This is a genomic window from Streptomyces sp. NPDC039462, assembly GCF_055639375.1.
Genome location: NZ_JBVKAO010000004.1, coordinates 401,800 through 413,918, shown reverse-complemented (window position 1 = coordinate 413,918; position 12,119 = coordinate 401,800). Strand labels below are relative to the sequence as shown.

Sequence of the window (12,119 nt, the reverse complement as noted above, 5' to 3'; positions counted from 1 at the left end):
TGTGGCGCCTCCGGGCCGGCAGTAAAGGGCGCTCCGCTGCGCTGCGCGTCGGCTACGCCGATTCCGCTCCGCTCCACCCTTGACTCCCGCCCCTCCACCGCACGTTGACTTTGACCCGGACGGCCAGGGGTGGGGCCGACGGGGACCCCTGGGTTGGGTCATCCCCTTTCGCTGCCGGGTGCGGCCCGGTCCATCGTGTGTGCCTGTCACGGTCGGGCCTCGGCCCCCGGCTCCCGGCTTCGCCGCTCGGGTCATCGGCTCTCGCCGCCGAGTGCGGACCGGCCCATCGTGGACGCGGGCCACGGCCCCGGCTCGGTCGTCCGCGCGGCTCGGCTGGCCGGGTCATCGGCTCTCGCCGCCGACTGCGGACCGGCCCATCGTGGGCGCGGGCACGCTCGGGCCTCGGCCCCCCGTCCCAGCTTCGCCGCTCGGGTCATCACCTTTCGCGGCCGAGTGCCGACCGGCCCATCGTGTGTCGACGTCACGTTCGGACCTCGGCCACCCACGAGGCCTGGCTTGCCAGGTCATCGGCTTTCGCGGGCGAGTGCCGACCGGCCCATCGTGGGCGCGGGTCACAGTCGTAGCTAGATCACCGGCGCGGCCTGCCCGGCCGGGTCATCGGCTCTCGCCGCCACGTGCAGGCCGATCCGGCATGGTGGGCCCATCGCAGGGGAGTGTTCCTGGGCATACGGGCCGCCGGTCGGGCACCTACTTTCGCAAAGTTGTGAACCCGAAGGGCGCGCGCCCCCTGACACTCCCCGTGCGCCGTCACAAACGCCCAGGCCCCGGCTTCGCTGCTCGGGTCATCGGCTCGCCCTGCCGGGTGCGGACCGGTCCATCGTGGGCGGCCGTCACGGTCAAGGGCGCTGGGCAGGCCCGGGCCCCGCCCCTCCCGGGCACCTACTTCAGAAAAGTTGCGAACGAGGACGCCGCGCGCCCCTTCCACAACTAATGCGCCGCCCCGACCGGAAAGGGGAGGCCGCCTGTCGGAGACCAACTTTCGCGAAGTTGTGAATGGAGGAGCCCCGCGCCCCCTCTTCACGACCAATACGCCGCCCCGGCCGGAAGGCAGAGGCCGCCTGTCGGGGACCAACTTTCATGAAGTTGCGAATGGGGAGGCCGTGCGCCCCCTCTTCACGACCAATGCGCCGTCCCAGCCGGGCGGGAGAGGCTGCCCCTCGGGGACCTACTTTGGGAAAGTTGCGAATGCGTTCGCCGCACGCCCCCGCGTGAACAGCCAATGCGCCCCCAGCATCCGAGCCCACCGCGCCACAATCCCTCCATGGCCGGCCCTGCGTGACGGCGCGCAGGGCGTGACAGGGGGGCGCGCGGCATCCCCATTCACAACTTTTCCAAAGTAGGTGCCCGACCGGCCGCCCACATGCCCGGCATCACCCCCACCGCGACGGGCACACACGATGGGCCGGTCCGCACCCGGCAATGAAGGGTGATGACCCAGCCAGCCTGGCCGCGCCGGGCGACCGCACCCCGACCGTGGCCCGCGCCCACGATGGGCCGGTCCGCACCCGGCCGCGAGAGTTGATGACCCGAGCGGCGAAGCCGGGAGGCGGGAGGCCGAGGCCCGACCGTGACAGGCACACACGATGGACCGGTCCGCACCCGGCGGCGAAAGGGGATGACCCATCCCAGGGGTCCCCGTCGGCCCCACCCCTGGCCGTCCGGGTCGAAGTCAACGTGCGGTGGAGGGGCGGGAGTCAAGGGTGGAGCGGAGCGGAATCGGCGTAGCCGACGCGACCGCAGGGAGCGCCCTTTACTGCCGGCCCGGAGCCGCCACACTCCGGAAAACACCGGGCGGCCCCGGTGCGTATCGAACGTCACCGGCCCACCGAAGTCGCCGAGCCGCCGGAAGTTCATCCGACAGCCACCCCACCACTCCCTTCGCACAACCCTTCGTACGCCTCAGAAGTCACACCCCCGCAAGCAGTACCCAAAGATTTCCAGAGGCTCCGGGAGTCCCACGTGCGCGTAAGAAGCCTGGCCGGCACCACCGGCGAGGACATCGGCACCGGCTTCGGAGTCGGGGCCGGGGTCGGGGTCGGCGGCACCGGAGCCGGCTTCGGCCGCACCGTGCGCTGACCCCGCCTCCCGCCGGGCCGCCCCATGGGCTCCCACCCGGCCTCCACTCATGCACACCCTCAACTGATGAGAGACCTCTCCATGTCCTCGTACGTGCGAAACACCGCGCGCAAGAACGCGCGCAACAAGCTCCTCGCGGCAGGCGCCCTCTGCGCCGCCACCGCCCTCGGCGTCACCGGCCTGACCGCGGGCAACGCCCTCGCGGCCGCCCCCGCCGCGCCCTCCGCCCCCGCCAAGATCCGCGCCGACTACAACGGTGACGGCTACGTCGACCTCGCCGTCGGCGTGCCGAGCGCGACCGTCGGCGGCCAGGCCAAGGCCGGATACGTCAACGTCGTCTGGGGCGGCGCCTCCGGCCTCGGCAAGCACGGCTCGGCCACCGTCAGCCAGGCCACGACCGGCGTGCCCGGCACCGCCGAGGCGGGCGACAAGTTCGGCTACGCCGTCGACTCGAACGACATGAACGGCGACGGCTACAGCGACCTGGTCGTCGGCGCGCCCGGAGAGGCGACCACCGCCGGCACGGCCGCCGGCACCGTCGCGGTCGTCTGGGGCTCCGCGAGCGGCTTCAAGGGCGGCTTCACCGCCGCCAACGGCGGCAACGACAGCGCCAGGTACGGCTCGATCCTCACCACCGGTGACTTCGACAAGGACGGCGACAAGGACATCGCCCTCAACTCGCACTTCGACGAGTCGGACGCGGTCGTGACCCGGCCGGGCCCCTTCACCGCGGGCTCGCCCTCCGCGGTCTCCCGGGTCACGGGCTGGCACTTCGCGGGCCCGTCCGCCCTGGCCGCCGGTGACTTCGACGGCGACGGCGGCGACGACCTCGCCATCTCGTACCACGGCATGGAGGCCAGCGGCACGACCGTGCAGAGCCGTGCATCCGGCGAGTGGCAGCAGACCTGGCACACCGCCGACAGCTCCGACACCGCGCTCGCCACCGGCGACTTCGACGGGGACGGCACCGCGGACCTCGCCGTGGGCAACATGCGGCCGAACCCCGAGGCCGAGGGCACCTACTGCGAGGACATCCTCGGCGGCGCCATCGCCGTCATCTACGGCAAGCAGGGCGGCAAGCTCGGCGACGGCGGCTCCTCCTGCACCTCCCAGAACAGCCCGCAGGTCGGCGGCACCGCCGAGACCGGCGACAACTTCGGCGCGCAGCTCGCGGTCGGCAACCTCGACCGGGACGGCATCGACGAGCTGGTCGTCGGCGCCGACGCCGAGGCCGTCGGCACCGCCCAGAACGCGGGTACGTACTGGGTCCTCGCCTCGTCCGGCACCGGCGGCGACCTCACCGGCCCCGCCTTCAGCCAGAACTCGACCGGCGTGGCGGGCACGGCGGAGGCCGACGACCACCTCGGCGCGGCCGTCGCGACCGGCGACTACAACGGCGACTCCTACCCGGACGTCGCGGTCGGCGCGCCCGGCGAGGACGGGCAGAAGGGCGGCGTCTGGTACTCCGCGACCCCCAAGGACGGCCCGAACCCGGCGGTCACGTCGGTGACGCCGGGCAAGCTGGGGCTCACGGGAGCGCGGGAGTACGGGATGGTTCTCGGGCGGTGACCCGGGCGCGGACGGGCTGGATCTCCGAGGTCCAGCCCGTGCTGGCGCAAGCCACCCGAACCCCGCCAATCACCCCCAACTCCCGCCCCCCGTACAACCCTTGTGCCCCACCGCAGGTCTCCCCTTAGCCGATCACGGCATGACGCCAGGGCCAACGCCCGGTGAACACGCCCGCCCCGGCCCCCATCGACCGCGGATGCCCGCCAGGCATCCCCGCATGCCGCAGGAGTACCGCATGGCCAAGCACAAGCGCACCTCCACCACCGTCCGCTCCAGACGCACGCGCCTCGCCGCGGCGACGGCCACCGCGGCCGCGCTGACGGGCGGGCTGCTCGCCGTCACGGCCACCGCCGCGTCCGCCGCGCCCGCGGACCCGCTGCCCTCGCACGAGGCCGACTTCAACGGCGACGGCGTCGCGGACCTCGCCACCTCCGCGCCCGGCGCCAACGTCGGCGGGAAGGACGGCGCCGGCCAGGTCACCGTCACGTACGGCGGCAGCACGCTGCGCCACAAGACCTTCAGCCAGAACAGCGCGGGCGTCCCCGGCTCCGCCGAGACGGGCGACACCTTCGGCTACGACACCGCGTACGGCGACTTCGACCGCGACGGCTACGACGACCTCGCGGTCGGCGCCCCCGGCGAGGACGTCGGCAGCGACAAGGACGGCGGCACCGTGCAGATCCTGTGGGGCTCCGCGAACGGCCTCTCCGGCGGTACTACGGTGAAGGACCCCCGCCCGGACGGCCACGACTACTTCGGCGGGCCCATCGAGGCCGGTGACTTCGACGGCGACGGCGCCACCGACCTCGCCATCGGCGCCCGGTCCGGCGCGGCCACCATCGACGTCCTCGACGGCAAGATCTCCCGTAGCAGCGGCACCGGCACCGGCCGCTACACGGTCAAGCCCGCCATCCAGAGCGGCGAGGGCGCGGGCCCCTTCAACCTGCACTCCGGCGACGTGAACGGCGACGACCGGGAAGACCTCATCGTCGACGGCTACTCCACCGGCGACGGCTACAACGCCAACCTGTGGGTGCCCGGCACCGCCGACGGCCTCAAGACCACCGACCAGCAGCGGCTGCCCGGCGGCATCATCACCGACGTCGGCGACACGGACGGCGACGGCTACGGCGACATCGTCATCGGCCTGGAGTGGGACGACGAGATCGCCGGCTCGCACAAGGGCGGCTCGGTGTACGTGGTGCACGGCGCGGCCAACGGCCCGTACGGCGACACGCAGATCTTCACCCAGGACACCGCGGGCGTGCCGGGCACCGGCGAGAAGGGCGACGTCTTCGGCGGCGAGCTCGACCTCGGCGACATCAACGGCGACGGCCACCTCGACCTGGTCGTGGGAGCGCCGGGCGAGAACCTCGACGGCGTCACGGACGCGGGCTCGGCCACGGTCATCTACGGCAAGAAGGACGGCTCGGGCCTCTCCACGGACGGCGCGGTCTTCCTCGACCAGAACACGCCGGGCGTCCCCAACTCCAATGAGGAGAGGGACTACTTCGGCGCGGATATCCACGTCGACGACCTGAACGGTGACGGACGGGGCGACGTCATGGTCGGCGCGTACGGCGAGAACGGGGCGAACGGCGCGTTCTACCCGCTGACCAGCAAGAGCGACGGCTCCCTCACCGGCTCGGCGGGCGTCTACACGTCGACGGTCGGCATCTCGGCGACGGGCACGCCCCGCCTCGGCGCGAACTTCGCCGACTGACGGCCCAGCCCATCTCCTCTTCGCCGGGCCCGCACCACCTCCCTCCGCGGGCCCGGCCACACCCCTCCCTCAAGAGCGGTCAAGCCGCCCTGACGATCCAACAGTTGGAGCCCTCTTGCGCACACGCACCCTCGCCCTGGCCGCGGCCACCGCCCTCGCCGCCACCGGCCTCACCCTCCCGCTGGCGACGACCGCACACGCCGCATCCCCCGCGGCACCTCCCACCGCACCCGCCGAACCCACCCCCCTCACCAGCGACTTCAACGGCGACGGATACGCCGACCTCGCCGTCGGCGTGCCCAGCGGCAGCGTCGACGGCAAGGCGAAGGCCGGCTACGTGAGCGTCGTCTTCGGCGGCGAGGACGGCCCGGGCACGAACGGCGTGCGGCGCATCACGCAGGCCACCGTCGAGGTGCCCGGCACCCCGGAGGCCGGTGACCGCTTCGGCGGCGCGGTCACCACCGCGTACATAGACGACGACAAGTACGCCGACCTCGTCATCGGCGCCCCGGGCGAGGACATCGCCGCCAAGACGGACGCGGGCTCGGTCACCGTCCTGTACGGCACCGGCGACGGCTTCTCCGTGGCCAACACGGCCGCCCGCGGCGACAAGACCGGCGCCGCCTACGGAAACGCCCTGGTCGCCGCCGACTTCACCGGCGACACGGACGTCGACCTGGCCATCGGCGGCAAGGACCAGGTGGTCTACAACGCCCACCCCCTCGTCGACCGCACCCAGCCCCTGATGGCCAGGCCCATGGGCGGCCGCGCCCCCGTCATGACGACCGGCGACTACAACTCCGACGGCCGCCCCGAGCTGGCCGTCGCGTACTACACGCAGAACCAGCCCAACACCCAGTCCCACGTCCAGCTGTACGACTACAGCAAGAACGAGTACGCGTTCTTCCTGACGTGGAGCAGCGACAACAGCGCCGCGAACGCCCTCGCCACCGGCGACTTCAACGGCGACGGCCACGACGACCTCGCCCTCGGCAACTGCCGCGAGATCGCCGACGAGAACATCGACGACCCGTGCGGCCCCGAGGAGATCGCCAAGGGCGGCGGCATCCACATCCACTACGGGGACGGCACCGGCCTCGTATGGGAGGGCCAGACCCTCAACCAGGACACCCCCGGCGTCCCCGGCGTCGCCGAAACGGGTGACGACTTCGGCAACGCCCTCGTCGCCACGGACCTCGACGGCGACGGCAAGGACGACCTGATCGCGGGCGCCCCCGGCGAGGCGATCGGCAGCGCCGCCCGCGCGGGCAGCGTCACCGTCCTGAAGGGCGGCGCGAAGGGCATCCTGAACGCGGACGGCTCGGCGGCCGGCGCGGTCGCGTACCAGCAGAACACCCCCGGCATCCCGGGCGCGGCCGAGAAGGGCGACACCTTCGGCGCGAACCTCGCCGCCACCGACCACGACGGCGACGGCCGCCCCGACGTGTCCGTGGCCGCCCCCGGCGAGAACGCCTCCGCGGGCGGCGTCTGGGAGCTGCCCGGCGGCGGCGCCACGGGCAGCAGGGCCATCACGCCCAACTCCATCGGACTGCCCGCGTCTTCGCACCCGTACGCGTACGGAGCGGTGCTCGGCCGCTGACCGACCCTGACCCAGGCCCCGGGGGAACCCTGACCCTTCAGGGTTCCCCTAAGGGTTGTCACAGGTCGGCCGCAAAGCCCGTCTCCTCCCGGGGAGGGACGACCCGACCCCGGAAGACCAGGTACGTTCGATTCGTGGCTGGATTCAGGATCGGACGCGGCCGGGACAACCGCGCCGCGCGACCGCAACAACAACCGCGGCAGCAGCCGTACGGACAGCAGGCCCCGCAGGGCGGCCAGCAGCCGTACGGCTACCCACCCGCGCCGTCGACCCCGCAGCGCCCGCAGCCCTCGCAGCCCCCGCAGCAGTACGGCGGGGGCGGCAGGCCGTACGGCGGTGGCGGTGGCGGCCAGCAGTGGCCCCCGGCCGGGGCCGCCGGCGGCAACCACGGCGAGCCGGAGTACTTCGGCGGCCCCGACGACCACGGCCGGAGCCACGGGCCCGGCCACGGCCACGGCGGCTACGCCCCTCAGGGCGGCGGCCACGGCCCCCAGCCCGGTGGCTACGACCCGTACGCGGCCAACAACCCCGGACACACCCAGGCCTTCTCCATCGGCGAGGACCCCTACACCCAGGGCGACACCTACCGCGCCGGCCAGGCGCCCGCCCCGGTCCTCGGCCCCCGCCTGCACTGGAAGGAACTGCTGCGCGGCATCGTGCTGCGCCCCGGCCCCACCTTCCTCCACATGCGGGACTACGCGATGTGGGGCCCCGCCCTCGTCGTCACGTTCCTCTACGGCCTGCTCGCGCTCTTCGGCTTCGACGACGCCCGCGACGACGCGATCAACGCCACGCTGTCGTCCGCGGTGCCCTTCGTCCTCACCACCGGCATCGCGATCACCATCAGCGCCTTCATCCTGGGCGTGGTCACGCACACGCTCGCCCGCCAGCTCGGCGGCGACGGCGCCTGGCAGCCGACGGTCGGCCTCTCCATGCTGATCATGTCGCTGACGGACGCGCCGCGCGTGATCGTGGCGATGTTCCTCGGCGGCGGCCAGCCCTTCGTCCAGCTGCTCGGCTGGGCGACCTGGCTCGCGGCGGGCGCACTGCTCACGACGATGGTCAGCAAGTCCCACGATCTGCCGTGGCCGAAGGCACTGGGCGCGTCCACGATCCAGTTGCTGGCGATCCTGTCGATCATCAAGCTGGGCACGTTCTAGTACGTACGTGACGTACGTGCCGTACGTGAGCGAAAAGGGCCCGGGGACGACAAGTCCCCGGGCCCTTCTCACTCACCAACGCCAGGCGGGTCAGACGGGTCAGGCGGGTCAGGCGTCAAGAACCTGCCCGGCCCGCTGCACGACGGGCGGCTCGACGCTCCAAGGGAAGTTGATCCACTCGTCGGTCCGCTTCCACACGTACTCGCACTTCACGAGGGAGTGCGACTTCTCATAGATGACGGCGGACCGCACCTCGGCGACGTGGTCGAGGCAGAAGTCGTGGACGAGCTTCAGCGTCTTCCCGGTGTCGGCGACGTCATCGGCGATGAGCACCTTCTTGTCGGTGAAGTCGATGGCGTTGGGGACGGGCGCGAGCATGACGGGCATCTCCAGGGTCGTCCCGACGCCCGTATAGAACTCCACGTTCACGAGGTGGATGTTCTTGCAGTCGAGCGCGTACGCGAGCCCGCCCGCGACGAAGACGCCACCGCGGGCGATGGAGATGATGATGTCGGGCTGGTACCCGTCGTCGGCGATGGTCTGCGCGAGCTCCCGCACAGCGCCGCCGAACTTGTCGTACGTAAGGTTCTCGCGCACGTCACTCATACCGCTGCTCACACCTGGGTCCGATGGAAGTTGAGGAAGGAACGGGAGGCGGTGGGCCCGCGCTGCCCCTGGTAACGCGACCCGTACCGCGCCGAGCCGTAGGGCTCCTCGGCGGACGAGGTCAGCCGGAAAAGACAGAGCTGCCCGATCTTCATCCCCGGCCAGAGCTTGATCGGCAAGGTCGCCAGATTCGACAGCTCCAGGGTCACGTGCCCGCTGAACCCCGGGTCGATGAACCCGGCGGTGGAGTGCGTGACCAGCCCGAGCCGCCCGAGGCTGGACTTGCCCTCGAGACGACTGGCGAGATCATCAGGGAGGCTGACGACCTCGTACGTCGACGCGAGCACGAACTCACCCGGGTGCAGGATGAACGGCTCGTCACCCTCGGGCTCCACGAGCCGCGTCAGGTCGGCCTGCTCGACGGAGGGGTCGATGTGGGGGTAGCGGTGATTCTCGAACACCCGGAAGTAGCGGTCCAGCCGCACGTCGATGCTCGAGGGCTGCACCATGGATTCGTCGTACGGGTCGATCCGTACCCGTCCGGAGTCGATCTCGGCCCGGATGTCCTTGTCTGAGAGAAGCACGCACCGAGGATACGCAGAGCGCGCGGGCCCTCCCCAATCGGACAGGACCCGCGCACTCCACTAACCCACTTCAGACATAGCGCCCACTGGCCGCTACCTGCTCCCCACTACTGCTTCTGCAGGGTGACCGGCACGGCGTGCCGGAGCCGGGCGCAGCGCGGGCACCGGATGAGCCGGCCGGGACCGAGCCGGTCCGCCTGCTGCATCGGGAACGAAGCGGTGCTGAACACGTGCCCTTCGGCACATCGGACGACGGTGCGCTCCATCAAGTCTTCGAGTCCCTTCCCCAGTCGTAGGTGAGCTCGTACGTACCCGTACTCACTCGTCTCTCGCTCGCCTCCGAGCCGACGACGAATGCCCACATTACGGTATGAAAGGGACGACCCTCCAGGCGGCACGACCACATTCCACGGTACGCCCCAACTCCCTCCCGTCGCACGGCGCATCCCCCCTCCCGAACACCACTCGGGCCCCACGGCGAGAGCGCCGGGGGCCCGGGATGAGGTACAGTGTGCGACGGTACGACACCGCTTCGAAGCAGCTTCGGGACGGCGTCTTTCGCGGGTGTAGTTTAGTGGTAGAACATCAGCTTCCCAAGCTGAGAGTGCGAGTTCGATTCTCGTCACCCGCTCTTGTTGAACCCCCAGGTCATGGACCCGGGGGTTCTTTGTTGCCTACGGGGGTGGGCCGGCCCTTCGTACGGCCCGAAGTGCGCGCCGCATCCGTTCTCCGTCGGCGCATGGGTGGGTCTCTGTCTGGCATGGGGCGCAGTGGTCCAGATGTGCGAGGTAGCTCTGGTACACGAGCTCCACACGGCGGCGGGCCACTGGGGCCGACATCGACGCACTCGTCACCGGGTCTCCGTCGTCCGCACTCTGCCCGAGGCCGATGACGGCCGCCACGGTGGCGGGCTCGCACAGGTCGCCCTCGAAGCGCGGCCGCGCGATCCAGTACGGGCCGGGCGGCTCCGTGCGGTCGAGCCTCGGCACGCCGAGGTAAGTCCCGCGGCTCAGCCGCGGTGCGCAGTCCTGGTGCTTCCACACCCGGTCGCGGCACGGCTTCGTCAATGCGTAGTAGCTGCCGCCCAACGTGCGGCCGTCGTAGACGACAGGCCCTGCGATGAGCCAGGCGAGGCGAGTGGCGACCGCCTGTGGAGCGGTGACCCCGACGGCCGCCTGCACAAGCGCCTCGGGAAGGCGGACGGCATCGAACCGGCCGCCGAGCGGCAACAGCGCCACACCGGATTCCGCCCACTCCCGGCAGGCCTGCTCGGGGGCGAGCTGGCTGTGCGCGAACCATGCGCTCAGGGTCGCGGCCGGGGCTGGGACCGTACATTCCGTGATCGGCGATCGCGTCATCCTGTCGGCCATGTCGATTCCTTGCTGGTGGGCCGTGCCCGGGGACCGTTCACGGGGCCGCCGAGCGCTGACCCACTCATGGAATCGACCCGCCACACAGCGTGACAGGGACGTGGCGTCCTACTTTCGCGACGCTAGTCGCTATTCGGCGGCTCTACTCGGCGACGTCAGTCGGCGACGCCCAAGAGCTCTGCCAACTGCCGGAGACCCGGCGGATGATGAGGAAGTGCCCACAGGTCACGCACGATGGTCACGGCCAGAGTGTGGTGCTGCATCCACGAGGGCGCCACGCGGTGAAGCGACTCCAGGGCCTTCACCGCGCCGGCCGCGTCACCGAGGTCGGTGTGGGCCCGGGCCACATCCAACAGCAGCCAGGTCCGCCAGGACGCGGGAACGTCCTTGCCAAGACGCATGCCCTTGGCCAGCGTCAGGGCCTCCTGCGGGTGGCCGTACTGAACGGCCAGCCGGACGCGTTCGATGCGAACCGATGACGGACTGAACACGCTGACCATCCGGCTGTCGCTGCCTGGCGGCAGCTTGGTCACCCGCTTGGCTTCCTTCTCGGCGTGCTCCATCAACTCCGCTGCCCGCTGGTAGTCGTTGCTGCGCGCGGCGGACGTGGCCGCGGACATGGTCAGCGCGCCCCAGACCTTCAGGCCGTCGGCGGTCTCCGTGTATCCGCCGACGACGATGGCGTCCGCAGCGCGCGTAGCAACACTCAGGGCGTCACCGAGGCGGCCTTGCCGCTGGTAGGTCCACGCGACGGAGTTGACGATTATGGGCCGCAGCAAGGGATCGGCGGAGCGGTCCGCCGCGTCGATGGCCCGCTCCAGGCTGATGAGCGCGAGGTCGGTCTTCCCCATCCGTACGGCAACGTGCCCAGCAAGCTGAAGAGCCTTCCCCAACGCCGCAAACCCAGCGCTCCGACCATCCCCCACCCCACCCCCATCACCCAAGGCGCTGGCCGCCCGCGCATCCGCGATCATGTCGGGCAACGCCTTCATCACGGTGTCGAACTCAGCCGCGTGGTACTGCGTCCACCCCTCCGCGATCTGCTCGCGCAGGACATCGAGCGAAAAGCCGGACCCAGGCGGCTCCGGCTCCGGCCCCCCAAGCGCCGGCATGATGGCACGCCGCACCGCCACGAAGCGGGGCCCGTCGTTCTCCCCCGTCGAGGAGACGGCAGGCGGATCCCCGAGAAGCGTCGTCAGCTCCACACCGAGCCCGTTCGCCAGCGCGTGCAACGTGGGCAACCGTGCCGAATGCTTCCGCCGCTGCTCGAGCTGCCGAATCACGTCCACACACACGCCGGAACGCTCAGCCAACTCCTCCTGCGTCAACGACGCCAACCGCCGCAGCCGCCGCAGATTCCGCCCCAAGTCATCGTTTCCCACGCAATCAAGGTACGCCGCGCCCCAACTG

9 protein-coding genes and 1 tRNA gene are annotated in these 12,119 nt (G+C 71.2%); 5 read left to right on the top strand and 5 right to left on the bottom strand.

The genetic code is table 11. The features are described from left to right. Window positions 1-2,163 precede the first annotated feature (2,163 nt). The 4 genes from ACZ7LU_RS24245 (at window position 2,164) to ACZ7LU_RS24230 (ending at window position 8,149) form a co-directional block, all read left to right on the top strand. Window positions 2,164-3,666, top strand: a complete 1,503-nt coding sequence (locus ACZ7LU_RS24245; protein WP_471917989.1) for an FG-GAP repeat protein — start codon at window positions 2,164-2,166, stop codon at window positions 3,664-3,666. Window positions 3,667-3,901: 235 nt separating this feature from the next. Continuing rightward, entirely contained in the window at window positions 3,902-5,389 is a 1,488-nt protein-coding gene (locus tag ACZ7LU_RS24240; protein WP_471917988.1) for a VCBS repeat-containing protein, read from the top strand. Between the two features lie 115 nt (window positions 5,390-5,504). Beyond that, window positions 5,505-6,989, top strand: coding sequence for an FG-GAP-like repeat-containing protein (locus ACZ7LU_RS24235; RefSeq protein WP_471917987.1), 1,485 nt, complete (start codon window positions 5,505-5,507; stop codon window positions 6,987-6,989). Window positions 6,990-7,123: 134 nt separating this feature from the next. Further along, the gene (locus tag ACZ7LU_RS24230) at window positions 7,124-8,149 is read left to right on the top strand and encodes a Yip1 family protein (RefSeq protein WP_468092550.1); all 1,026 of its coding nucleotides are present in this window, start codon (window positions 7,124-7,126) and stop codon (window positions 8,147-8,149) included. A 108-nt stretch (window positions 8,150-8,257) separates the two neighbouring features. Here the strand turns inward: ACZ7LU_RS24230 and ACZ7LU_RS24225 are convergent, their stop codons facing one another. The 3 genes from ACZ7LU_RS24225 to ACZ7LU_RS24215 all read right to left on the bottom strand — a co-directional run bounded on the left by ACZ7LU_RS24225 (window position 8,258) and on the right by ACZ7LU_RS24215 (window position 9,608). Further along, window positions 8,258-8,755: a phosphoribosyltransferase gene (locus ACZ7LU_RS24225; protein WP_398302064.1), complete on the bottom strand. Its 498-nt coding sequence runs from the start codon at window positions 8,753-8,755 to the stop codon at window positions 8,258-8,260. 8 nt (window positions 8,756-8,763) lie between these two features. Then, window positions 8,764-9,339, bottom strand: a complete 576-nt coding sequence (gene dcd, locus ACZ7LU_RS24220) for a dCTP deaminase (protein WP_030788950.1) — start codon at window positions 9,337-9,339, stop codon at window positions 8,764-8,766. A 107-nt stretch (window positions 9,340-9,446) separates the two neighbouring features. Continuing rightward, entirely contained in the window at window positions 9,447-9,608 is a 162-nt protein-coding gene (locus ACZ7LU_RS24215; RefSeq protein ID WP_468715225.1) for a hypothetical protein, read from the bottom strand. Window positions 9,609-9,899: 291 nt separating this feature from the next. Here ACZ7LU_RS24215 and ACZ7LU_RS24210 point away from each other — a divergent pair. Next, window positions 9,900-9,970: transfer RNA gene (locus ACZ7LU_RS24210), tRNA-Gly, on the top strand. A gap of 43 nt (window positions 9,971-10,013) precedes the next feature. On the opposite strand, the gene ACZ7LU_RS24205 is transcribed toward ACZ7LU_RS24210, so the two are convergent. Further along, on the bottom strand, window positions 10,014-10,709 hold the full coding sequence (locus ACZ7LU_RS24205) for a hypothetical protein (protein ID WP_471917986.1): 696 nt from the start codon (window positions 10,707-10,709) through the stop codon (window positions 10,014-10,016). 155 nt (window positions 10,710-10,864) lie between these two features. Then, window positions 10,865-12,091: a helix-turn-helix domain-containing protein gene (locus ACZ7LU_RS24200; RefSeq protein WP_471917985.1), complete on the bottom strand. Its 1,227-nt coding sequence runs from the start codon at window positions 12,089-12,091 to the stop codon at window positions 10,865-10,867. Window positions 12,092-12,119: the final 28 nt, after the last annotated feature.